General features: G+C 69.8%; 20 protein-coding genes. 17 read left to right on the forward strand and 3 right to left on the reverse strand.

Annotation, left to right across the window (positions count from 1 at the left end; genetic code table 11):
* The first annotated feature begins 564 nt into the window (after nt 1-564).
* Entirely contained in the window at nt 565-2241 is a 1677-nt protein-coding gene (locus tag ACFY3D_RS24815) for a hypothetical protein (RefSeq protein WP_389983145.1), read from the forward strand.
* A complete protein-coding gene (locus ACFY3D_RS24820; RefSeq protein ID WP_389983153.1) occupies nt 2148-3302 on the forward strand; it encodes a hypothetical protein in 1155 nt (384 codons plus the stop codon). Before ACFY3D_RS24815 ends, ACFY3D_RS24820 begins: the two co-directional genes overlap by 94 nt.
* A gap of 243 nt (nt 3303-3545) precedes the next feature.
* Here ACFY3D_RS24820 and ACFY3D_RS24825 read toward each other — a convergent pair whose 3' ends face one another.
* Nucleotides 3546-4484 carry an MBL fold metallo-hydrolase gene (locus ACFY3D_RS24825; RefSeq protein ID WP_389983156.1) on the reverse strand — a complete coding sequence of 313 codons (939 nt, stop codon included), beginning with the start codon at nt 4482-4484 and terminating at the stop codon, nt 3546-3548.
* A gap of 97 nt (nt 4485-4581) precedes the next feature.
* Here ACFY3D_RS24825 and ACFY3D_RS24830 point away from each other — a divergent pair, with 97 nt between their 5' ends.
* A complete protein-coding gene (locus ACFY3D_RS24830) occupies nt 4582-5034 on the forward strand; it encodes a single-stranded DNA-binding protein (protein ID WP_389983159.1) in 453 nt (150 codons plus the stop codon).
* Nucleotides 5035-5180: 146 nt separating this feature from the next.
* Here ACFY3D_RS24830 and ACFY3D_RS24835 read toward each other — a convergent pair whose 3' ends face one another.
* Nucleotides 5181-6704 (reverse strand): DUF1015 family protein, encoded by a 1524-nt coding sequence (locus ACFY3D_RS24835; RefSeq protein ID WP_389983162.1) that lies wholly within the window; start codon nt 6702-6704, stop codon nt 5181-5183.
* A gap of 111 nt (nt 6705-6815) precedes the next feature.
* Between ACFY3D_RS24835 and ACFY3D_RS24840 the strand changes: the two genes are divergently transcribed.
* Both ACFY3D_RS24840 and ACFY3D_RS24845 read left to right on the forward strand, forming a co-directional pair.
* The gene (locus ACFY3D_RS24840; protein WP_350947807.1) at nt 6816-7247 is read left to right on the forward strand and encodes a tetratricopeptide repeat protein; all 432 of its coding nucleotides are present in this window, start codon (nt 6816-6818) and stop codon (nt 7245-7247) included.
* A 226-nt stretch (nt 7248-7473) separates the two neighbouring features.
* Nucleotides 7474-8493 (forward strand): HAD-IIA family hydrolase, encoded by a 1020-nt coding sequence (locus ACFY3D_RS24845; RefSeq protein WP_389983165.1) that lies wholly within the window; start codon nt 7474-7476, stop codon nt 8491-8493.
* Nucleotides 8494-8670: 177 nt separating this feature from the next.
* Here the strand turns inward: ACFY3D_RS24845 and ACFY3D_RS24850 are convergent, their stop codons facing one another.
* On the reverse strand, nt 8671-9018 hold the full coding sequence (locus ACFY3D_RS24850; protein WP_389983168.1) for an SCP2 sterol-binding domain-containing protein: 348 nt from the start codon (nt 9016-9018) through the stop codon (nt 8671-8673).
* A 627-nt stretch (nt 9019-9645) separates the two neighbouring features.
* Between ACFY3D_RS24850 and ACFY3D_RS24855 the strand changes: the two genes are divergently transcribed.
* The 12 genes from ACFY3D_RS24855 to pssA all read left to right on the forward strand — a co-directional run bounded on the left by ACFY3D_RS24855 (nt 9646) and on the right by pssA (nt 22696).
* Nucleotides 9646-10002, forward strand: a complete 357-nt coding sequence (locus tag ACFY3D_RS24855) for a hypothetical protein (protein ID WP_389983171.1) — start codon at nt 9646-9648, stop codon at nt 10000-10002.
* Entirely contained in the window at nt 9999-10817 is an 819-nt protein-coding gene (locus tag ACFY3D_RS24860; RefSeq protein WP_362897384.1) for a TlyA family RNA methyltransferase, read from the forward strand. The genes ACFY3D_RS24855 and ACFY3D_RS24860 overlap by 4 nt, the downstream gene beginning before the upstream one ends.
* Nucleotides 10818-10991: 174 nt before the next feature.
* A complete protein-coding gene (locus ACFY3D_RS24865) occupies nt 10992-11897 on the forward strand; it encodes an NAD kinase (RefSeq protein ID WP_389983174.1) in 906 nt (301 codons plus the stop codon).
* A 90-nt stretch (nt 11898-11987) separates the two neighbouring features.
* Nucleotides 11988-13700 carry a DNA repair protein RecN gene (recN, locus tag ACFY3D_RS24870; protein WP_389983177.1) on the forward strand — a complete coding sequence of 571 codons (1713 nt, stop codon included), beginning with the start codon at nt 11988-11990 and terminating at the stop codon, nt 13698-13700.
* A 170-nt stretch (nt 13701-13870) separates the two neighbouring features.
* Nucleotides 13871-15082 (forward strand): putative cytokinetic ring protein SteA, encoded by a 1212-nt coding sequence (gene steA / locus ACFY3D_RS24875; protein ID WP_350947800.1) that lies wholly within the window; start codon nt 13871-13873, stop codon nt 15080-15082.
* Nucleotides 15079-16053, forward strand: a complete 975-nt coding sequence (locus ACFY3D_RS24880; RefSeq protein ID WP_389983180.1) for a copper transporter — start codon at nt 15079-15081, stop codon at nt 16051-16053. The genes steA and ACFY3D_RS24880 overlap by 4 nt, the downstream gene beginning before the upstream one ends.
* Nucleotides 16054-16057: 4 nt before the next feature.
* Entirely contained in the window at nt 16058-16936 is an 879-nt protein-coding gene (locus tag ACFY3D_RS24885; RefSeq protein WP_389983183.1) for a hypothetical protein, read from the forward strand.
* On the forward strand, nt 16933-18582 hold the full coding sequence (gene murJ / locus ACFY3D_RS24890) for a murein biosynthesis integral membrane protein MurJ (protein WP_389983186.1): 1650 nt from the start codon (nt 16933-16935) through the stop codon (nt 18580-18582). Before ACFY3D_RS24885 ends, murJ begins: the two co-directional genes overlap by 4 nt.
* The gene (locus ACFY3D_RS24895) at nt 18575-19735 is read left to right on the forward strand and encodes a glycosyltransferase family 4 protein (protein WP_389983189.1); all 1161 of its coding nucleotides are present in this window, start codon (nt 18575-18577) and stop codon (nt 19733-19735) included. The genes murJ and ACFY3D_RS24895 overlap by 8 nt, the downstream gene beginning before the upstream one ends.
* Nucleotides 19736-20111: 376 nt before the next feature.
* Nucleotides 20112-21101: a TerC family protein gene (locus tag ACFY3D_RS24900; protein ID WP_389983192.1), complete on the forward strand. Its 990-nt coding sequence runs from the start codon at nt 20112-20114 to the stop codon at nt 21099-21101.
* Between the two features lie 127 nt (nt 21102-21228).
* Entirely contained in the window at nt 21229-21876 is a 648-nt protein-coding gene (locus ACFY3D_RS24905; protein ID WP_389983195.1) for a phosphatidylserine decarboxylase, read from the forward strand.
* The gene (pssA, locus tag ACFY3D_RS24910; RefSeq protein WP_350947794.1) at nt 21863-22696 is read left to right on the forward strand and encodes a CDP-diacylglycerol--serine O-phosphatidyltransferase; all 834 of its coding nucleotides are present in this window, start codon (nt 21863-21865) and stop codon (nt 22694-22696) included. The genes ACFY3D_RS24905 and pssA overlap by 14 nt, the downstream gene beginning before the upstream one ends.
* Nucleotides 22697-22732 lie beyond the last annotated feature (36 nt).

Here is a 22732-nt window from a genome sequence, read left to right on the forward strand (position 1 = left end):
ACTGCACCGGGGACGGTGTGGGAGAGTAGGTCACCGCCGGACAATCTTTCATGAGAGGGCTCCCGCCGTTTGGTGGGGGCCCTTTCGTGCTTTCCAGGGCCTTTTTCAAGCGATGCCCCAGGCCCCTCTAAAGGACGCTCGGGGTATTGGAAGGCCGGGGCTCGAAGTTTTCGGCGTGGGGGTTTCCGTTGAGGGGCCCTTTTGCGTTATGAGCAGTGTTAGCCAAGCGATCTTCAACTCCTGCGGCAAGGTACCGGCCGGCAGCTCGGATGGCTCCGTGATTCTCTCAAAAGCCATCCGCGAAGGGGCCGCCGTGATGTCCATGATCATTCATGGGTGCAAGGGAAGGGCGTATGGACTTTCAAGGGCTTGCTAGGCTGGAAGGGCCGGGCCACCCCACCAGCGGGTGGCCTTCGTCGCGCCAGACCACGATAGGGGCGGGGCAGCGATAGCGAACGGGGCGCACCCCGCGGCCGGAGACCGCCCGGATAGCGAACGTCTCATCCGAACGAGGAGATGGGACGCGCTCGCAGAGTGACCCAACGAATGGACCAGAAGTGAACAGTGACAACGGGCCTGAGGGCGCGGGCCGTCGCGAAGAGAGCGAAAACCGCGGATCCGGCGGCCAGGGAGGCCGCCGCAGCGATCGCGCAGGTGGTGACAGGGGACGTCCGGGTGACGGTCCCCGGTATGGTGAGCGCCGAGAAGGGCGCCCGAGTGGTTCTTACGGCTCTCGTGATCGTGGCGACCGGCCGTCCTACAACCGTGACGACCGCGGTTCCGGTCGTCCTCCGTTCAACCGTGACGACCGCGCAGGGGGCGGGCAGAGGTCCTCAGGACCGCGTGGCGAGGGCCAGCGTTCTTATGGTGACCGCGAGTCTCGCGGTGGCTCCTACGGAGCCCGTGATCGTGGCGACCGGCCGTCCTACAACCGTGACGACCGCGGTTCCGGTCGTCCTTCGTTCAACCGTGATGATCGCGGTGGTGAGCGCAGGCCGTTCAACCGGGATGATCGTCCGGGTGGTGGATATCGCGGGGATCGTCCCGCGTTCAACCGCGACAACCGCGGTGGTGACCGTCCTCCGTTCAACCGCGACGACCGTGGTGGCGAGCGCAGGCCCTTCAATCGCGATGATCGTGGTGGCGAGCGTCGTTCGTACGGTGACCGTGACCAGTCGCGTGGTCAGTACGGTTCGCGTCCCGATGGTGGTGAGCGCAGGCCGTTCAACCGCGACGATCGTCCCGGTGGTGGGTATCGCGGGGATCGTCCCGCGTTCAACCGCGACAACCGCGGTGGTGACCGTCCTCCGTTCAACCGCGACGATCGTGGTGGCGAGCGTCGTTCGTACGGTGATCGTCCGGGTGGCGGGTATCGCGGGGATCGGCCGTCGTTCAACCGTGACGACCGCGGTGGTGACCGTCCTCCGTTCAACCGTGACGACCGTGGTGGCGAGCGCAGGCCCTTCAATCGCGATGATCGTGGTGGCGAGCGTCGTTCGTACGGTGACCGTGACCAGTCGCGCGGTCAGTACGGTTCGCGTCCCGATGGTGGTGAGCGCAGGCCGTTCAACCGCGACGATCGCCCCGGTGGTGGCCGTCCTCCGTTCAACCGTGACGACCGCGGTGGTGAGCGCAGGCCGTTCAACCGTGATGACCGTCCGGGTGGCGGGTATCGCGGGGATCGGCCGTCGTTCAACCGTGATGATCGCGGTGGTGACCGCAGGTCGTTCAACCGTGACAGCCGCGGGGGGGATCGTCCTCCGTTCAACCGTGATGATCGGCCGTCGTCCAGCCGTGATGATCGTGGTGGCGAGCGTCGTTCGTACGGTGATCGCGACCAGACTCGTAGCCGCTACGGTTCGCGGCCGGATGGTGAGCGCAGGTCCTTCAACCGGGATGATCGTCCTGGTGGTGGATATCGCGGGGATCGTCCCGCGTTCAACCGCGATGACCGCGGTGGTGACCGTCCTCCGTTCAACCGCGACGACCGCGGTGGTGAGCGCAGGTCGTTCAACCGTGACGATCGTTCGGGCGGCGGTCGTCCCTTCGGGAACCGCGACCGCGACGGTGAGGGTTCTCGCACCCGCTATGGCCGGGACGACCGGTCCGGGGGGCGCGACGAGGCTCCCGGCGGCCAGCGTGAGGAGTTGCCCGAGCTCGCGCCGGACATCACCGCGGAGGAGCTCGACAAGGAGATCCGCGAAGAGCTGCGTTCTCTTCCGCTCGACCTCGCGGATCTGATCTCCCGCCATCTCGTGGCGGCCGAGAGGGCCCTTGGCGAGGACGACGCGGAGCGGGCCTACGAGCACACGAAGGTCGCACGCCGCTTCGCGGCCAGGATCGGAGTGATCCGTGAGGCCGTCGGTATCGCGGCCTACCGTGCCGGCCACTTCTCCGAGGCGCTCAGCGATCTGCGCGCGGCTCGCCGGATGACAGGTTCCGACTCGTTCCTGCCGATCATGGCGGATTGCGAGCGCGGTCTTGGCCGCCCCGAGCGTGCGCTTGACCTGGTCCGTTCCAAGGAGGCCGAGCGACTCGACCGCGTCGGCAAGATCGAGCTCGCCATCGTGGAGTCCGGCGCCCGGAGAGACCTCGGTCAGAACGACGCCGCGGTCATCACCCTCCAGCGCCTTCCCGAGCTGCGTGACACCCGTCCCCAGCCCTGGTCGGCCCGTCTCGCCTTCGCCTACGCCGACGCGTTGTCCGCGGCCGGTCACGCGGGGCCGGCCACGGAGTGGTTCGGCCGGGCGATGACCTTCGACGAGGACGGCGAGACCGATGCGGCCGAGCGTTACGCGGAGCTGACGGGCGCTGTCATCGAGGACATCGAGGACATCGAAGAGGACGACATCGAGGACGGGGAAGTCTTCGTCGACGATGACACCCGCGCCGACGATGACGCCGGTGCCGAGGGCGATGATGACGTCAACGTCGACGATGACGCCGATATCGACGACGTCGCGGCTCTGGACGAGGAGATCGAGGCCGAAGACGATCTCTTTGACGACGACTTCGACGCGAACCGTCCCACTGCCGATGACGCTCAGGACAACGGTGCCGTCGACGAAGAGCACTCTGCCGAGATGAGCTCCCCCGAGAAGGTCTCTTCCGAGGGCGAGGCGGCCGACGCCGAGCGGAAGACGGAGGAGAAGCCGGGCAAGGTGGAGCACGCTGTCGGCCCTGCCTTCATCGAGCCCGACTTCGGCGACATTCTGAGTGACGCCTCCGACACCGACTCCGATGAGGACGAGGATCAGCGCGAGGACGACGAGCAGGGCCGGGGCAAGGCCGAGAAGAAGTAAGTCCAGGGAACCTTCGCCGCATTCCGGGTGGACGAGCTGTCCACCCGGAATGCGGGAGGTGTCTCCATCGTTCTCAGCGAGGAGACTGCCAGGTTTACCCGGTGAATCGCTTCCCTGTCACCGCCCCTGTGTTTGAAACGGTCAGGGCTTGGCCGTCGCCTACCTCGACGGAGGGAGGCGAGAAGCCGCTCCTTTCGGGGAGCGGAGGAGTCACAACGGTCCCGAGCTTTGCAGGGCACGTTTTCACGGCTGGATTCGATCCAGCCAGTGCAGGATTCCGGCCACGTTGGACGGGGCGCCGCTCAGCAGCTCGAATTGTTCGGCGGTCGCCTCGTCCGTCCTCAATGCCGCGTAACGGTCGCGGGTGCGCTCCCTGACCATGGCAACGGCGTGATCCAGGTCCATGCCCTCCGTGTGGGCCTGACGGGTCAGGTCGACCCAGACACGAAGCTCCTCGGCGGAGCGTCCCAGGATCTCCTCCACATCCGTGACCGGTCCGTAGTGACTGAAGAGCAGCCTTTGCGGGCCCAGTGCTTTGAACAGGGCGATCGAGTCCAGCGCGGTCCGCAGGTCGAAGTCCGGCGGAGGCGTGGCGGGACGCAGGTCGCCCGTCTCGGGAAGGTAGACCCCGGCCGCGTCGCCGACGTAGAGGTCTCCGGTGCCGGAGTCGATGAGTCCGACATGGTGTTTGGCGTGCCCCGGCGAGTAGTGGCTGTTCAGGGTACGCCCGTTGCCGAGGTCGATCGTGTCGGTGTCGTCGAGCGCGCGGATCCGCGAGGCTTCTGTCGGGGAGAGTTCGCCGAACAGGGTGTCGAGCTTGTCGCCCCAGACCATTCGCGCGCTCGCCATCAGCCTGGATGGATCGGCGAGATGCCGGGCACCCTTCTGGTGAACCACAATCTCCGCATTCGGGTAGAAACCGGCGATGTCGCCGACCCCGCCCGCGTGATCCAAATGGATGTGCGTGACGACGACCGTGGCGAGATCTCCGGGTCCGACGCCCAGCGAGGTGAGGGCATCACGCACCACGGGGGCGGAGGTGGAGGTGCCGGTCTCAACCAGGCAGGGACGGTCTCCAAGGATCAGGTATCCGGCCGTGATGCTGGAGTACCCGGCCATCCTCGTATCGATCTCATAGACGTCCCCGCCGAGGGCGGTGATGTTGTCCACAGGCCACCTCATAACTGGAACCGGTATCCACAGAACAGTATTCGGCCATTCCGGTGCAGCTCACATCGTAGAGAGTCGTCCTCGACAGGCAGGATCGAGGGAGGATCGCATGGATCGTAACGAGGTCATTCTCGTGGGCCGCCTACCTGAGGTGGCCCACATCAGGGCGTTGCAGAGCGGAGGCACGCTCGGCACCTGGCGGCTCATCGTCCGGCGGCGACACCGCGGGCGCGGCGCCCGGGTCGACACCATTCCGTGCGCGTCGTTCGAGACCGACGTCATCGAGGCCGTGGCCGGTTGGCTTCCCGATGACATCGTCGAGGTGACGGGTTCGCTGCGTCGGAGATGGTGGGGAAGCGAAGGGGCCAAGTCGTCCGGCTACGAGGTCGAAGTGCGTTCGGTGAGACGTCTTGAGCGTAAGGTCATCACGATCCTGGCCTGTGACGAGGAGGTTCCCGTGCCCGTCCCGCCTCGGCCGGTGCGCTCACTCCTGCATGCGAGGAGGAGGCCACGGGACCGGGGGGAGGAGCCGCGGCTCACCCCGGCGAGATCGGGTAACTGACGCCCTACTTCCCCAGAGCATGCAGGATTTCGAGATGTCGGACTGGCTTTCCGAGATCTCGGACCGACCTCCAAGGCCCGGGAAACGCAGGGTTTCGGAGTTTCCGCGGCATCCGGCTCTTCTCAGGGGTCCGGCCCTCCTGAGTTTCAGGATCCTGACTTCGCGGAGGGCGGGTTTTCTTCGGAAGGTGTCCGTCCCGGGGTGAGCGTGCGCAGAACCAGACCGGTTCTGGGCTTCGGACCGAAGGAGGTGGACTTGCGAGGCACTCGTTCCCCCTGAGCCGCGACGGCGAGCACCTCGTCGACCGCGAGCGGGCGCAGAATCACCGCGGTTCCACCGGATGCCCGCGCGAGCCGTACGGCGGCCTCCGGGTCGTGGTGGACGACGCGCACCGACTGTTCGTCGTCCCGCATCCCCCACACCTTCGGCAGAAGAAACTCCGCGAGGATGGAGGTGTTCAGCGCCCGCCACCTGGCCGAATGCTCGGACGGCATGGCGTGTTCGACCTGGTCGGGGTCGGGGTCGGTGAGAAGGTGTGCGGACCCGCCGGCGGACAGCAGGTAGGCCGGTCCGCTGGTCTCCTCCAGTGCGGCCAGACCTTCGGCGAGGTCCGCGTGGTCGTGCACCTGCCACGAGCCCCTCGCCTTGGCCAGCGCCTCCTCAAGCGGCAGTCCGGGAATGACCCGGTGGATGGCCTTCAGATCCGGTGGGTAGGCGCTGGAGTCCACCAGGAGCGCGAGACCGAAGTCCCACGGACCGGGCTCCGGAGGGCTCGTCGGGCTCACCGCTTCCGTGGGTTCCACCGGGCTCACCGAGGCCGTGGCTTTAGTGGGTTTCCCGGGATTCGTGGCTTCCGCCGACTCCACGGGGGTGCCGTCCGTCATGGGCGTCACCGATTCCACGGCTGTCGTGGGTTTCATGGACGTGGTTGTCGCGGCGTCACTCGTGACGGAGGCAGTGACGGAGGCAGTGACGGAGGCGCGGTGTTCCCGCTGGAGCGCGAGATAGGTGGCGTAGCGGTGGTGCCCATCGGCGATCAGGGCCTGGCGGGGGCGGAGGTCGGCGTCGATGGAGGCGAGCTCGCCGGTGTCGGTGACGGCCCACAGCCGGTGCCTGACCCCGTCCTCGGTCTCCATCTCCGTCAGAGGGGGCCGGGACGCGGCGATGCGGTCGACGAGGTGTGTGGTGGCGCCGCCCGCACCGTCGTAGAGCAGGAAGATGGGTTCCAGGTTGGCCTGCGTGGTGCGCATCAGCGCGAGCCGATCGGCGACCGGTCCGGGCATCACGTTCTCGTGAGGAAGGATGATGCCCAGCTCCGGACCGGCCAGGCCCACGTCACCGATGATCCCGCGCTGCAGGATGCCAGGACCCGACTGCTCGTAGATGTAGACCGCGGGTGTCTCGTCGGCGGTCAGCACCCCGCAGGAGAGCCACCGGTGAAGAGTCTCCCGCGCCTCGGCGTATTTGTGATGGTCGGTGCCGGGAAGGATCAAACGCACCACATTGTTGGGGTGAAGGTCGAGCAGTTTCCGCACCTCGGCCTCGTCGATGAGGTCGTACGGCGGGGAGGTGACTCCGGCCAGATCGTCGACCGTGAACCGCACGCCGTGAAACGGGCGCAGCACCAGCCCGCCGGGTATCGGCAGTTCAGGATTCGCCATAGAGGGCATGCTGCCATAAAGGCCTGAAACGGCCGGGGGCCGCTTCGAGTCTGCGATGGTGCCTGGTCCGTCAGGAAATCGGCCAGATCTGTCGTCTGTCGATGAAGGAGGCCTCACATAATGGTCCAAGGACGCGGCGGTCCGTCTGATTCCCCCAGCCCCGAGACGGGCGCTCCGGCCGGGGACGTCTACGAATGGTTTCAACGAGGGACGAAACTGCTGGCCGAGGGCAGTCCGGCGGCGGCGGCCGCGCTGCTGGAGCGGGCGGCCGACGCGGAGCCGGAGTCGCGGAGCATCCGGGAGGCCCTCGCCCGAGCACAGTTCAACTCCCGGCAGTACGCCGACGCCGTCGACAGCTTTCGCTGGATCATCGATGCCAATCCGGCTGAGGACTACGCGTATTTCGGTCTTGGGCTCGCCCTGTGGCGCACCGGGGACATGGAGGGGGCTCAGGAGCCACTGGCGATCGCCGTCGCGATGCGGCCCGACCTGCGGCACTATGTTTCCGCGCTGAAAAGTGTTCGCGCCACGTTGCGTGCCCGCAGGATGTGATCCGTACGAGTTCGCCGTTGTGATCCCGAACGCCCGCAGGATGTGATCGGTGCCGACCTTGCCGGTGTGATCGGTTCCTGCTGTCGGCGCGACCGGTGGGTGCCCTGCCGATACGCACCGAGGATGCTCGCCCGGTTGATCCGTGCGGGTTCGCAGGACGTGATCCAGGCGGTTCCGCCGCATGGGAGCGGTGCGGGCGGTGGAACGTGGGTGATGAAATGGGCCGGTGGACACGAATACGCTGATCGACCCGTATGACACCCTTCTCCTTGACCTTGACGGGGTGGTGTACCTCGGGCGCAACGCCGTACCGGCGGCCCCGGAGTCCCTGCGCCGGGCGGCGGAGGGTGGTGTACGTCTCGCCTACGTCACCAACAACGCCTCACGCACCCCCGCGGCCATCGCCCAGCACCTGCGCGCGCTGGGCGCCCCGGCGGAACCCGAGGACGTCGTGACCTCCGCCCAGGCCGCCGCGCGGGTCGTGGCCGAGCGGGTCGAACCGGGCGCCGCGGTGCTGGTGGTCGGTGGGATGGGGCTGCGCTCCGCACTGCGCGTCCACGGACTGCGCCCGGTCAGCACCGCCCTGGAGGGGCCGGTCGCGGTCGTCCAGGGCATCGCTCCCGATCTCTCCTACGGCCTGCTGGCCGAGGGCACGCTCGCGGTGAGAGGGGGAGCCCTCTTCGTCGCCGCGAACGCCGACTCGACCATGCCGACGGGCAGGGGTGAGCTTCCCGGTAACGGCTCGATGGTCAGGGTCATCGCCACGGCGACCGGGGTGGAGCCGATCGTCGCGGGCAAGCCCGAGCCGCCCCTGCACCGCGAGTCGATGCTCCGCACCGGATCGCAGCGGCCTCTGGTGGTCGGTGACCGGCTCGACACCGACATCGAGGGAGCGACCAACGCGGGGGTGGACAGCCTGCTGGTCCTGACGGGAGTGGCGGGCCCGCTCGACGTGCTGACCGCCGCTCCCCGGCACCGGCCCACCTACATCGCCGCTGATCTGTCCGACCTGCACCGGCCCTACCCCGAGGTGCGGAGGATCGCGGACGGGTGGACCTGCGAGGGGTGGACGGCCCGCTGGGAGGAGGGCGTGCTCACCCTCGAAGGCGGGGGTGGGCCGCTTGACGGGCTCCGCGCGGCTTCCGCGGCGACCTGGGAGGCCGTGGGCGAGGGCCGGGCGGACGAGGACGCGGTGAAGGCGGCACTCGACTCAGCGCTCTCGCCACGGGCCTCGCGCTCCGGCTGAGACGGCCGCTCGACCCCGGCCTCCTCCAACGGCCGCCCAGCCCTCGTCATCCCCTTCTCGGCGCGACCTCACGTGCTCCCCTTGATGCCGAGCCCAGGCCGGGAGGCCGGGGGCCGGGCGGGCCGTCGCCCTGCGTGACCCTCTCCGCCCGTGTGATCCCGCCCTCGGGCGGGATCCTCAAAGGAGCTTGCGCAGGCGGATAAGGTCACCGAAGCTGGCGTCGACCTTGATCCGGCCGCCGAAGACGGCCCGTCCCATGTCGAGGTCCCCGTTGACCAGCGAGATGAGATCATCGCTGCCGATGGTCAGTTTCACCTCGGCCTGCCTGCGGTCGTCCGGGGAAAGATCCTCGAAGGGACCGAGGCCGCCGTGGTGGATGTGGCCGTAGAAGGTGACGCCGAGATCCTTGATGTGGCAGCTGATACTGCGCTCGACCACGTGCTTGTCGCGGCTCTCCCGGTCAACCTCGTCGAACTGCTCGCCGAGTTTGCGCAGTGCCACCCGGCACTCGTCGACGGTCGCCATCGCGTGGCGCTCCCTTCTCTTCTCCCTGACCGATCCGAATCCCTTTCAGGTACGGACGGTAGCGTTCCACATGGGTACGGCATGCAATCCGGCGCGGGGGCACCGGAGAAAGAGGCTTCCGCAATGGCGTTCACGACATCGCGGGGTTATGCGCCGACGGCCGCCGACCTTAATGGCATGACAACGATCGAGGTTCCCGCGATAGTTCGCGGTTTACCCATCTTTGGAAGATCTCTCCCTTCCTTGCCCGCGCTGGGCCGACCTGTGTGGATCGGCCGCTGCGGATCCCCCCGTATCTGTGCGGATCGGCCGCCGCGAATACCCCGCGTCTGTGCGGGTCGGCCCTCGCGGATCCCCCTGCGTTCAAGGGAAGGAGGGGGCGGGATTCGCGGCGTGGGGAGAACCCGTCGAGGAGGGGAGCCCGTGCATGGGCGAGGGAAAGCCGGAAAGGCGGGAAAGCCCGCCGAGGCGACGAGGGGCGCGGCTTCCGATACGGTCGGGGAATCCACGGGCGCGGCGCCGGTGAGCGTGGTGCTCGTACGGCGGAAGCCGCATTCGTACGGCGGCAAGGGCCGCGAAGACGACCATGACGGCCGAAGCGGCCAGGAGCGGTTCCGGAGGGGGCACATGACGGACCTGCTGGAGGAGACGGGCGACGAGCGGGCGGACGCCGCGCTGGGCGGGCTCACCCGTCTCGGCGCTCTGCCCGTCTCCGCGCACGCGGACGTCTTCGAGGAGGTATTCAGCGGACTGGAGCAGGCGCTCGCCGCGGTGAACGGTACCTCGGGGCGGGAGTCCGCTTCGCCGGACAGCTCTCCGGAGCGGGCCACCGCCCCGGCGCACGGTGCCCCGGAGCGGGAACCGACCTCACCGGGCGGCGTGCCAAGGCCAGGCGGCGTGCCGAGGCCGGGACCGGCCCTGGCGCACGCCCTTCCCGGGCAGGGGCGCCCCTCGGTGGACGGCACCCGGGATCGGCGCCCGTGAGCCGGCGGACACGTCTCGACAGCGAGCTCGTCCGCCGGAAGCTGGCGCGGTCCCGCGAGCAGGCGGCCCAGCTCATCGAGGCCGGCCGGGTCAGCGTCGGCGGCCAGGTGGCGGCGAAGCCCGCGACCCAGGTCGACACGGCCTCGGCGATCGTGGTCGCGGAGGCGGCCGAGGGACCCGACTATGTCTCGCGGGGCGCGCACAAGCTCCTCGGCGCGCTGGAGGCCTTCGGTCCTCTCGGCCTCACCGTGGAGGGACGCCGCTGCCTGGACGCGGGAGCCTCGACCGGGGGCTTCACCGACGTACTGCTACGTGCGGGAGCGGCGCACGTCCTGGCCGTCGACGTCGGGTACGGCCAGCTCGCGTGGTCGCTGCGGACCGACGACAGGGTCACGGTGATGGAGCGGGTCAACGTCAGGGACCTGAAACCCGACATGCTCGGCGAGGCGCCCACGCTGATCGTCGGTGACCTCTCCTTCATCTCCCTGCGCCTGGTGCTGCCGGCCCTCGTCCTGTGCGCCGCGGAACGGGCCGACTTCGCGATGCTGGTCAAACCCCAGTTCGAGGTCGGCAGGGAGCGGGTCGGCGCCGGAGGGGTCGTCCGCGATCCGGAACTTCGCGCCGGGGCCGTAAGGGACGTGGCCGAGGCCGCGCGGACGCTCGGCCTGACCGTGCGAGGGGTGACCGCGAGTCCTCTGCCGGGCCCGTCCGGCAACGTCGAGTACGTCATCTGGCTGGGCAGGGGAGAGGGTGCTCCGCCGGTCCCCGACCTTGACGCGGAGATCGAGCGAGCGGTGGCGGAAGGCCCCCGGTAGCCGCTGCCCAGCTCTCCGGCTCCCGGCCCTTCAGCGCCCGGCCTCGGCCCTCCAGACCTCCGCCACCCGGAAGCCTGCCGGCCGTCCAGACCTCAACCTCCGAATCCTCTGCCACTCAGACCTCAACTTCCTCCCCCACCCGGGGGCGAGGATCTCCACGTTCAAGGAGAGTCGATGACTGCCAAGCGCACCGTGCTGGTCACCGCGCACACCGGGCGGGCGGCGGCCGTCGACACCGCCCGGATGGTGATCCAGCGGCTGGTGGACGCCGGGTTGACCGTGCGGGTCCTCAGCGTCGAGGCCGAGGAGATCGCCTGCGCGGGGACCGACGTGGTACCCGCGGGTCCGGCGGCGGTCGACGCCGTCGAGATGATGATCGTGCTCGGTGGCGACGGCAGCCTCCTGCGGGCGGCCGAGCTCGCCCGCCCGGCGGGAGTGCCGCTGCTGGGGGTGAACCTCGGCCATGTGGGCTTCCTGGCGGAGGCCGAGGTGGAGGACCTGGCGGAGGCGGTCGACAGCGTGGTGGACGGCCGTTACGACGTCGAGGAGCGGATGACCATCGAGGTCACCGCCCGCCTCAACGGCAAGCTGCTCGCCGACAGCTGGGCGCTGAACGAGGTCACCGTCGAGAAGAGCGAGCGGATGCTCGAGGTGGTCGCCGAGATCGACGGGCGCCCGCTGTCGCGCTGGGGGTGCGACGGGGTGATCTGTGCCACGCCGACCGGTTCGACCGCGTACGCCTTCTCCGCCGGAGGCCCGGTCGTGTGGCCGGAGGTGGAGGCGCTGCTGCTCGTGCCGATCAGCGCCCACGCCCTGTTCGCCAGGCCCCTGGTGGTCTCTCCCCGCTCCAAGCTGGCACTGGAGGTCCAGCCGGAGACGGCGGGCGCGGTGCTGTGGTGCGACGGCCGCCGCAGGTTCGACCTGCCGGCCGGTGCGAGGGTGGAACTGCGGCGGGCGGAGCTACCGGTACGGCTGGCGCGGTTGCACGGTCTGGAGGACACCGGGGCGCCGTTCACCGACAGGCTGGTCGCGAAGTTCGATCTCCCCGTACAGGGGTGGCGGGGTCGCGTGAGGCCCTAGTTCGTCCGGGCGGGCGACGCCTCAAGCGCGTAGGATCGTGCCCGCGCACCGCACTGATGTTCGGTGAATTCGATGTGACGGGAGGGACCAGTGCGACCTGGAGTCGAGGAGGTCCGTATCCAGGGGCTCGGCGTGATCGATGAGGCCGTCCTGGAGCTGGCGCCGGGATTCACCGTGGTCACGGGCGAGACGGGCGCGGGTAAGACCATGGTGGTGACCGGCCTGGGGCTGCTGTTCGGCGGCCGTGCCGATCCCGCCCGCGTCCGTCCGGGCTCCGGCAAGACGACCATCGAGGGCACGCTGATCGTCGACCCCGCCGGGCGGGTCGCCCAGCAGGTGCAGGACGTGGGAGGCGTGGTCGAGGACGGCGAGCTGATCATCTCGCGCACGGTCTCCGTCGAGGGGCGCAGCCGTGCCTGGCTGGGCGGGCGGACGGTTCCCGTCGGCACGCTCACCTACCTGGCCGAGGACCTCGTCGCCGTGCACGGCCAGATGGACCAGCAGCGGCTGCTGCAGCCGGGCCGTCAGCGGGCCGCCCTCGACCGCTACGCCGGTGAGGAGCTGGTCAAGCCGCTGCGTGCCTACGAGCAGGCGTACAAGCGGCACAGGGAGACCGCGGAGAAGCTGGCCGAGCTGACCACCAAGGCGAGGGAACGCGCACAGGAGGCCGACCAGCTCAGGTTCGGGCTCGGCGAGGTCGAGAAGGCCGATCCCAAGCCCGGCGAGGAGATCGAGCTGCGCGAGGAGGAGGAGCGGCTCTCCCACGCCGACTCCCTCAGGAGCGCCGCGGAGACGGCGCACCGGGCGCTGCTCGGCGATCCGATGTCGGGTGAGCAGGCCATGCCGGACGCCATCGCGCTGGTCGGTGAGGCCCGCGGGGCCATCGAGGCGGTGCGCGACTTCGACCCCTCGCTCGCCGGGATCGCCGACCGGCTCGCGGAGGCGGGCTATCTGATCTCCGACGTCGCCACCGAGCTGGCCGCGTACGCCGAGTCGGTCGACGCCGACCCGGGCAGGCTCGCGGTGGTGCAGGAGCGCCGGGCCGCGCTCATCCACGTCATCCGCAGATACGGCCAGGACACCGCGGAGGTGCTCGCCTGGGCCGCGCGGGCCGCCGCGCGGGTGGCGGAACTCGACGGTGACGACGACCGCATCGGTGAGCTCACCCGCGAGCACGAGGAGCTCACCGCGCGCCTCACCGAGCTGGCCGCCGAGCTGACCCGGGTCAGGACGGCGACCGCGGAGCGGTTCGGGCAGGCCGTGACCGAGGAGCTCACCGCGCTGGCCATGCCGCACGCCAGGGTCGCGGTCACGATCACCGCCGCCTCCGAGTTCGGCCCGCACGGCGTCGACGAGGTCGAGCTGCGCATGGCGCCGCACCCGGCCTCGCCGCTCCTGCCGCTGAACAAGGGCGCCTCCGGCGGTGAGCTGAGCCGGGTGATGCTCGCCATCGAGGTGGTCTTCGCCGGCGCCGACCCGGTTCCGACGTTCGTCTTCGACGAGGTCGACGCGGGCGTGGGCGGCAAGGCCGCGGTGGAGATCGGCCGCAGGCTGGCACGGCTGGCCCGCACCTCCCAGGTGATCGTCGTCACTCACCTGCCGCAGGTCGCGGCTTTCGCCGACCAGCATCTCGTCGTGGAGAAGGCCGACGACGGGAGCGTGGTGCGCAGCGGCGTGATCGCCCTCGACAAGGACGGCCGGGCGAGGGAGCTCTCCCGCATGCTCGCCGGGCTTGAGGACTCCGAGCTGGGCCGCGCGCACGCCCAGGAGCTCCTCTCGATCGCCGCCGCCGACAAGGCGTGACCCGAAACAGGCCGAACACGCCGGATTCGAGAAGCGAGGCGGTACGTGAGGGCTTGAAGGAGTAATCCTCGCGTTCCAGGGGAGCAGGTCTCAGGAGTATCGGGTGACGTATCTAACACGCTGCCGCCTGTTTGGCTCTCCCGGTCGTTCACTCTGGCAGGATGGGCGTGATGAAGGTGCCGACTGAAGAGCTTCAAGACAGGCTCACAAGGTACCTCCGCCGCAGGAAGGTCACGGACCTTCCCGGGGTGACGGCAGTGGCGAGAATCGATCGGCGGACCAAGAGGCTGACCAAGCGCCTCAGGGCCGGGGAAATCGCGATTATCGATCACGTTGACGTTGACCGGGTGAGCGCGGAGGCTCTTGTCGCGTGCGGCGCGGCGGGTGTCGTCAACATCGCCTCCGGCATCAGCGGCCGCTACCCCAACCTCGGCCCGCAGATCATCGTCGAGGCCGGGGTGCCGTTCGTCGACAACGCCACCCCCGAGCTGTTCGAGCGGATCAAGGACGGCGACCTGGTCAGGCTGCACGAGGGCGTCCTTCACCTCGACGACGAGGTGGTCGGCAAGGGCGACGTGCAGACGGCCGAGTCCATCGAGGCCGCGATGAGCGAGGCCCGTGCCGGGCTGACGGTGCAGATCGAGGCGTTCGCGGCCAACACCATGGAGTACGTCCGCCGCGAGCGCGACCTCCTCATCGACGGGATCGGCGTTCCCGACGTCCGGACCGTGATGGAGGGCAGGCACGTCCTCATCGTGGTGCGCGGTTACCACTACAAGGAGGACATCGCCGCCCTCCGCCCCTACATCCGCGAATACCGCCCGATCATGATCGGGGTGGACGGCGGCGCCGACGCGCTGCTGGAGGCCGGCTACCTGCCCGACATCATCGTCGGCGACTTCGACTCCGTCTCCACCAAGGCGCTCACCACCGGCGCCGAGCTGGTCGTGCACGCCTACCGCGACGGCAGGGCGCCTGGGCTGGAGCGGGTCCAGCAGCTGGGCCGCACCGCGGTGCTCTTCCCGGCGATCGGCACCAGCGAGGACATCGCGATGCTGCTCGCCGACGACAAGGGCGCCGATCTCATCGTCGCCGTCGGCACCCACGCGACCCTGGTGGAGTTTCTCGACAAGGGCCGCTCCGGCATGGCCAGCACCTTCCTCACCCGCCTGCGGGTGGGCAGCAAGCTCGTCGACGCGAAAGGCGTCAGCCGGCTCTATCGCAGCCGGATCTCCACACCGTCCCTGCTCCTGCTCGTCGCCACCACGCTGATCACCATGGGAGTGGCGATCGTCGTCTCCCCGGTGGGCAAGATCTGGCTGGACAGCGTCCGCGACGTCTGGAGTGGCTTCATCTTCTGGCTGGTCGGACTCTTCTCGTGATCGATTTCCGCTATCACCTCGTCTCCATCGTCGCGATCTTCCTCGCGTTGTCGGTCGGGATCGTGCTCGGCACCACCCTGCTCGAAGATCCCGTCATCAAGGCGAGCGAGTCGCTGGCCAACCAGCTTCGCGAGGGCAACAACGAGCTTCGCGACCAGGTGGACGCCCTGCAGAAGCGCGAGGCCGCCAACGACGCCTTCGTGACCGGCGGCACCGCCCGGATGGTCCAGGACGCGCTCGTCGGCAGGAGCGTCGTGATCGTCGAGGCCCCGGGCAGCACCGCGAGCGTGCGCGAGGCGGCGCAGCAGGTGATCGAGGAGGCCGGGGGGAGCGTGACCGGCCGGATCACCCTCACCGAGCGGTACACCGACCCAGCCCAGGCGGGCTTCGTCGACAAGCTGGCCGTCGGGGCCAAGGCCGCCGAGACCGTCTTCTCCGTCGAGGACACGGCGCACGACAAGGCGGCGGAGGTGCTCGCCGGCGCGATCCTGACCAGTGACTCCAGCCAGATCGGCAAGGAGCACCCGTCCGGAGCCGGCATCCTCGACGCGTTCCAGCGTGCCGGCCTGCTCACCGTCACCGGCGAGCCCGCCAGGCGCGCCGAGACGGCCCTGATGATCGCCCCGGCGGAGGCGTACGCGGGGGAGACCGCGAGCGCGCAGGCGGGCACGCTCGTGACGCTGGCGCTCGGCCTCGACGACGCGGGCCAGGGCACCGTGATCGCCGGCACGCAGACCTCCGTCGCGCCCGGCGGGGTGATCGCCGCGCTCCGCGAGGACGCGGCCTTCACGGAGAAGGTCTCCAGCGTCGACACCGCCGATATGCCCGCAGGACGCGTCGTGGTGGTCTACGCTCTCCGAGAGCAACTCACCGGGCTGGCCGGCCAGTACGGCATCGGCCCCGGCGTCTCCGGCATCGAGCCCAGCGCGACGCCGACCCCCACGGTCCCCACGGCCACCTCCGGAGGATGATCCGATGGCTCGTCGCGCTTTTCCCCGCGCCCTCGCGGGTGCCCTCGCCGGTGCGTTCCTCGGCGCGGTCGCCGCGCGCGCCGCGTACGCCGCCTTCACCCGCAGGCCTCCGGTCGGCGACACGGAGACCTGGGCCCGCACGAACCACAGGGGTGAGCCGATCACCCTGCTTGAGGGCCTGGCGTTCGTCGCCGGTGCCGGTGCCGCCGCGGCGGCGATGCCCGGGCTTCCCGGCAGGGTCCGCGTGGCGGCGCTGCTGGCGGTGGCCGGTGGTGGCGGGCTCGGCGCCTACGACGACCTGTACGGCGCGACCTCGTCCAAGGGGTTCAAGGGGCATCTGAGCGCCCTGGCCAAGGGCGAGGTCACCAGCGGGGCCGTGAAGCTCCTCGGTATCGGCGCGACCGGCCTGGCCGCGGCCGCCCTCACCTCCCGTCACCCCTTCGACGTCGCCGTCAACGGTGTGCTGATCGCGGGGAGCGCGAACCTGGCCAACCTCTTCGACCTGCGGCCAGGTCGCGCCGTCAAGGTGGGCCTCCTCGCCGGAGCGCCCCTGCTCGCCGCGGGGCTGCTCGGAAACGACCCGGCCTCGGCCACCGTGGTCGCGCTCCCCATGGGGGCCGCCGCCGCACTGCTGCCCGAGGACCTCGGCGAGCGGGCGATGCTCGGTGACGCGGGGGCCAACGCGCTGGGCGCGCTGCTCGGCGTGGCCGCGACCATCACCCTGGGGCGTCCGGGGCGCCTGGCCGTGCTCGGCACCGTGGTCGCGCTGACCGCGGCCTCCGAGAAGATCAGCTTCACCAAGGTGATCGCGGGCAACCCCGTCCTGCACCGCCTCGACATGCTCGGCCGTCGCCCTGTGGAGCAGGCACCCGCCACCCGATGAGCACGAGGATCGCACGAGGGGTCGCGGGAGCGGCGCTCCTCATCGGAGTCGTGACCGTCCTGGCCAGGCTCGTCGGTTTCGGCCGCTATCTCGTCCAGTCGCAGAGCGTCGGCAACAGCTGCCTGGGCACCGCCTACAACACGGCCAACTACGTGCCCAACATCGTCTTCGAGCTGGTCGCGGGTGGCGTACTGGCCGGGATGGTGGTGCCGGTGCTGGCCTCGGCGGCCTCCAGGTCCGATGACGACCCCGAGGCCAGGGCGGAGGTGAGCAGGACCACCTCGGCGCTGCTCACCTGGTCGATGCTCGTCCTGGTGCCGCTCACGCTGCTCATCGTCGCGTTCGCCGGGCCGATCGTCGCGCTGCTCGTGGCGAATCCGGCCCCGTGCGACCTGGCGGACGTCGTCGAGGCCGGCACCGGCCTGCTCGTCGTCTTCGCCCCCCGGATGATCTTCTTCGGCCTGGCCGTGGTGCTGTACGGGGTGCTCCAGGCCCACCAGCGGTTCATGGGCCCGGCCCTGGCGCCGCTGGTCTCCAGCCTGCTCATCGTCGCCTCCAACCTGTTGTTCGAGGCGGTCAACGAGGAGGCCGCGAGGGACCTGTCGCAGCTCAGCGGTGCCGGGCAGCTGTCGCTCTCCCTCGGCGCGACCGTCGCCGCCGCTGCGATGGTGCTCACCGTGATCGGTCCGGTGGCCCGGCTGCGGCTGAGACTGCGGCCCTCGCTGTCGTTCCCGCCGGGCGTCGCGGCCAGGGCGCGGAGTCTCGCCACCGCGGGTCTCGCCGTGCTGATCGCGCAGCAGATCGCGCTGATCGTCGTGATCCGCCTCGCCAACGAACTGGGCGGCGAGGGCGCGATCGCCGCCTACACCTACGCCTGGGCGCTGTACCAGCTGCCGTACGCGGTGCTCGTGATGCCGATCGCCACCAGCTCGTTCCCCGTGCTGTCCACCCGAGCGGTCGAGGGGGACACGCCGGGTTTCGACGCTCTGACCGCCTCCACCACCCGGGCCGTGCTCCTGGTCACGGGGCTCGCGGCCGGGGTGATGGCGGCGGTCGCGGTACCGGTGTCGAGGGTGTTCCTCGATGGGACCCCTGGCGGCGACCCCGCCGAGATGGCGAGGGGTGTCGCGCTGTTCGCGCCCGGCCTGGCCGGGTACGCGCTCATGTTGCACCTCGCCCGCGTCCTGTACGCCTGCGGGCGGGGCCGGTCGGCGGCCGTGGCCTCGGTGACCGGGTGGGCCGTCGCGCTGGTGGCCCAGATCGTGCTCGCCCGCACGGCGGGGAATCCGGCCGACGTGGTCGGGCTGCTCGGTCTGGGCAGCACGGTCGGTATGACCGTCGGCGGGCTGCTCCTGGCCGTCGCGGTGCTTCGCACCAGGGGAGCGGCCGCGCTGGCGGGGACGCCACGCACTCTCCTCGCGACCGTGGCCGGTGGTGGTGCCGCCTGGGGAGCGGGGCTCGCCCTGGTCAATGCCTTGGGTGCGGTGTCCACCTGGGAGTTCGTGGCGGCGGGCCTGGCCGCCGGTGTGGCCGGTGTGGTCGCTTTCGCGGCCGTGGCCGTGATGATCGACAGGCAGGACGTCCAGGCGCTGGCGGTGAGGCTCCGCCGAGGGGTCGCGAAGGAGGGTGGCCTTTCCGATGGCTGATGAGGGCAGGCGGGTGGCACTCGTACTGGGAACGAGCGCGGGAGGGGTCGGCCGGCACGTGGCGATGCTGGCCGGAGGGCTGGTGCGTGACGGCCACCGGGTGGTCGTGGCGGGCCCGCCGAGTACGGAGCGGGCCTTCGGCTTCGCCGCGCTCGGTGCGCGCTTCGTGCCCGTGCCGATCTCCGACCGGCCTCGCCCGGCCGGCGACCTGCGGGCGGTCCTGGCGCTTCGCGCGTTGCGCGGGGCGCACGTCGTGCACGCCCACGGGTTGCGGGCCGGGGCTCTGGCGTCGATCGCGCTGGCGGGGACCGGGACAGGGCTGGTGGTGACCCTGCACAACGCCGCCACCGCGGGCGGCGCCGTCGGCGCGGTCCACGGCCTCCTGGAACGGATCGTGGCCCGTCGCGCCGACCGGATCCTGGTCGTCTCCCCCGACCTGGGGGAGCGGATGAGCAGCCTGGGTGCCACGCGTGTCGAGGCCGCGGTCGTCCCCGCGCCCCCGTTGCCCCCTTCGGGACGCGAGCCCGGCGACATGCGGCGAGAGCTCGGGGTGGGAGACCGGATGATCTTCCTCACGGTCGCGAGGCTCGCCCAGCAGAAGGGCCTGGAGACCCTGCTCGACGTCGCGAAGACCCTGCGCGGGGCTCAGGAGGCGGAACCCGCGCGGGAAGCGATCTCCACCGAGCCCGGGCACGGCCGGATCGCGCGGGAGCGCGCGCCCGGAGTCGTGTTCCTGGTGGCGGGGGAGGGGCCGCTGAGGGGGGAGCTGCAGGGGCGGATCGATCGGGAGAGCCTGCCGGTGCGGTTGCTCGGCGATCGCGCCGACGTGGGGGATCTGCTCGGGGTGGCGAGGGCGCTGGTGGTGCCGAGCCGCTGGGAGGGGCAACCCCTCACCGTGCAGGAGGCCCTGCGGGCGGGAACGGCGGTCGTCGCCACCGCCGTGGGGGGCATCCCCGCGATGGTGGGAGAGGCCGGGCTGCTGGTGCCGTACGGGGATGTCGCCGCGATGCGCGACGCGGTCGCGAGGGTGCTCGCCGACGACGAGCTCGCCGCGGCGCTGGCCGGGGCCGCCGCCCTGCGGGGCCGCGAACTGCCGGGCGAGGCAGAGGCGCTTGGGGCGGTGCTCGCGGTCTATGCGGGGCTCTCCGGCTGAGAGCGCGCGGGGTTTTTCGATCAGAGAACCGCGGGAGGGTGCTCGGTCACGCGGGGAGAAGGAAGGCGCGCGCCCGGTCCCGGAAGGGAGCCGGAAGGACCGGAAGGGGCCGTCGGCAGGCGATTTCGGGGTCGATGGAACAAGCGGAGGAGCCGCGAGGTTGGATTAGGCGACGCCATGCCAGACGCCTATACTGGCGTGGTTAGGGGGGGAGTATCCCTTCGCGGCAGTCTCGTCATCACGGTGTTGTCTCGCTCCACGAGGCCCCCGGGGCTGTCGGTCCGCATCGTCGATCCGCTTCACATCGACCTGGTTTCATGCGGGCGGGAGAGACCTCCGGCAGTCTGTCATGCGCGCCGCCGGAGGTTTATCAACCGTGAATGTTCCTGTCTGGGTCTGGCTCGCCGTGATCGGCGGCCTCCTGGTCGTCCTCGCCTTCGACCTGTGGATAGTCGACCGAGGCGAGCCCCGGGAGTTCTCCCTCAGGCAGGCCGGGTTCTGGGTCGGTTTCTACGTCACACTCGCGGTGCTCTTCGGCATCGGGCTGTGGGTGATCGCGGGTCCCACCCCCGCGGGCCAGTTCATCGCCGGATATCTCACCGAGTACAGCCTGAGCGTCGACAACCTCTTCGTCTTCTACATCATCATGACCCGCTTCGCGGTGCCGAAGATATACCAGCACAAGGTGCTGCTGATCGGCATCGTGATGGCGCTGGTCATGCGCGGCATCTTCATCGCGATCGGCGCCGCGGCGCTGGCCAACTTCGGCTGGCTCTTCTACGTCTTCGGCGCGTTCCTGATCTACACCGCCGTCCAGCTCGTCCGTCAGTTCGGCGAGGAGGAGCACCTCGAGGAGAACGCGGTGCTGCGCTGGGCACGGCGGGTGCTCCCGCACACCGACGACTACGTGGGCGCCAGGATCACCGTCAAGGTCGACGGCAGGCGCCTGGTCACCCCGCTGCTGATCGTCATGATCGCGATCGGCACCACCGACCTGCTGTTCGCGCTCGACTCGATTCCGGCGATCTTCGGCCTCACCACGGACGCCTTCATCGTCTTCACCGCGAACGCGTTCGCCCTCATGGGATTGCGCCAGCTTTACTTCCTGCTGGGCGGACTGCTTCAGAAGCTGGTCTACCTCAGCTTCGGTCTTGCGTTCATCCTCGGTTTCATCGGGGTTAAGCTGATCCTCGAGGCGCTGCACTCCAGTGGCGTCTCCTGGGCCCCCGAGGTGCCGATCTGGGTGTCGCTGTCGGTGATCGTCGTCACGATGGCCGTCACCACGGTGATCAGCTTGATCAAGGTCCGGCGTGACGTCCGCGCGGGCAAGGAAAACACCACCCCGGCGAGTGTCGAGCAAGGCTAGCGAATCGGCGTGTGAGGCGCTTTGCTTGTCTCATTGCGCCTTATAAAGGCTAAGAGATGGGTAACATCCTGCCCCAGAGCGGGTAGACATACCGGTCTAATGCCGCAAGACATCACAAAGGTTCCCTGTGTCCCACGATTCAGCAAGCCACATACCAGGTCCGCTGGGCCTGGCACGTGGCGTCTCCCCGTGGTTGCTCCCGACCGTCGCCGCCGCCGCCGTGACCTCACTGCTCAGCCGCCGTGACCGGCGCTGGGCGCTGGCGGCGGTTCCGCTGACCGCGCTCAGCGGTGGGATGCTCTGGTTCTTCCGCGACCCGGATCGCACTCCGGGCACCGGGCGGATCCTGTCGCCCGCGGACGGCGTGGTGCAGAGCATCGACCCGTGGCCGGACGGCCGCACCCGGGTAGCGATCTTCATGAGCCCGCTCGACGTGCACGTCAACCGGGCGCCGCTCGCCGGCACGGTCACCTCGGTGGAGCACGTGTCCGGGGGATACCTGCCCGCGTTCAACAAGGACAGCGACACCAACGAGCGGGTCGTCTGGCACCTGGACACCGCTCTCGGCGACATCGAGATGGTCCAGATCGCCGGCGCGGTCGCACGTCGCATCGTGCCCTACGTGGCCGAGGGGGCGAAGGTGGCCAAGGCCGAGCGGATCGGCCTGATCAGGCTCGGCTCCCGGGTCGACGTCTACCTTCCCGAGGGAATCGCGCCCGCCGTCTCCGTGGGCGAGAAGACGGTCGCGGGGGTGACGAGCCTTGACCACGGCTGACGCGAGCTGGCCGATGGACGAGACGGACGACGAGCCGCGAGGACCGGTGGGCAAGGCGTTTCGCCTGTCGGCCGCGGACTCCCTCTCCCTGGGCAACGCCCTCTGCGGCTTCCTCGCGGTCTGCGTGCTCGCCTGGTCGGCCATCAGCTCGCTGCAGGAGGCCAAGCCCTTCGCGGCGGACCCCCGGTTCTTCGGCACCGCCGTGGTGCTCCTGCTGATCGGCGCCACCTGCGACCTGTTCGACGGCCTGGTGGCGAGGAAGTTCCGCGCCTCGGCGATGGGCGCCGAGCTGGACAACCTCGCCGATGTGATCAGTTTCGGCTTCGCCCCCGCCTTCATGGTGGTCATCTGGGCGGGGTTCAACCAGCAGATCCCCTTTCTGCTGGTGATGGCCGCGGCGTCGTCGGTGCTGCTGGCCGGCGTCATCCGGCTCGCGCGCTTCGCCTCGGTGAAGACCAAGAGCGGTGACTTCATGGGGTTGCCCATCCCGATGGGGGCGATGACCGTGGTCTCGGTCGTGCTGCTCTTCCCCCCGTCGGTCTGGACGATCCTGCCGGTCTTCGGTGTGGCGTACCTCATGGTGAGCCGGATCGAATACCCCAAGCCCAAGGGCAACCTCGCCGCCGCCGTGCTCGCCTGGATGATGATCAATGTCGCCTGTCTCACCATCTGGGTCGCGGGGCTGGCGGGCGGCGACACGCTGATCAAGGTCGGTGCCGTCATGCAGATGACGATCGTGGCGGCGATCCCGCTGCGGGTTCTGATGTTCAAGCGGGAGAAGCGCAAGGAGCAGCGCAAGGCGTCCGCCGGGGTCGGCTGAGGCCTGGCCCGAGGCCGCCCGGAGTGTGTTCACCCG

The sequence above is a fragment of the Streptosporangium sp. NPDC000509 genome, assembly GCF_042898365.1.
In the GTDB taxonomy this organism is placed as follows: Bacteria; Actinomycetota; Actinomycetes; order Streptosporangiales; family Streptosporangiaceae; genus Streptosporangium.

What these genes read in the sequence shown, in the direction of transcription:
- ACFY3D_RS24825 (WP_389983156.1), bottom strand. Translation starts at nt 4,484, where the DNA reads ATGAGGTGGCCTGTGGACAACATCACCGCCCTCGGCGGGGACGTCTAT.
- ACFY3D_RS24840 (WP_350947807.1), top strand. Translation starts at nt 6,816, where the DNA reads ATGGTCCAAGGACGCGGCGGTCCGTCTGATTCCCCCAGCCCCGAGACG.
- murJ (WP_389983186.1), top strand. Translation starts at nt 16,933, where the DNA reads ATGAGCACGAGGATCGCACGAGGGGTCGCGGGAGCGGCGCTCCTCATC.
- ACFY3D_RS24885 (WP_389983183.1), top strand. Translation starts at nt 16,058, where the DNA reads ATGGCTCGTCGCGCTTTTCCCCGCGCCCTCGCGGGTGCCCTCGCCGGT.
- ACFY3D_RS24830 (WP_389983159.1), top strand. Translation starts at nt 4,582, where the DNA reads ATGGATCGTAACGAGGTCATTCTCGTGGGCCGCCTACCTGAGGTGGCC.
- ACFY3D_RS24895 (WP_389983189.1), top strand. Translation starts at nt 18,575, where the DNA reads ATGGCTGATGAGGGCAGGCGGGTGGCACTCGTACTGGGAACGAGCGCG.
- ACFY3D_RS24850 (WP_389983168.1), bottom strand. Translation starts at nt 9,018, where the DNA reads ATGGCGACCGTCGACGAGTGCCGGGTGGCACTGCGCAAACTCGGCGAG.
- ACFY3D_RS24855 (WP_389983171.1), top strand. Translation starts at nt 9,646, where the DNA reads ATGACGGACCTGCTGGAGGAGACGGGCGACGAGCGGGCGGACGCCGCG.
- ACFY3D_RS24865 (WP_389983174.1), top strand. Translation starts at nt 10,992, where the DNA reads ATGACTGCCAAGCGCACCGTGCTGGTCACCGCGCACACCGGGCGGGCG.
- ACFY3D_RS24835 (WP_389983162.1), bottom strand. Translation starts at nt 6,704, where the DNA reads ATGCCCTCTATGGCGAATCCTGAACTGCCGATACCCGGCGGGCTGGTG.
- steA (WP_350947800.1), top strand. Translation starts at nt 13,871, where the DNA reads ATGAAGGTGCCGACTGAAGAGCTTCAAGACAGGCTCACAAGGTACCTC.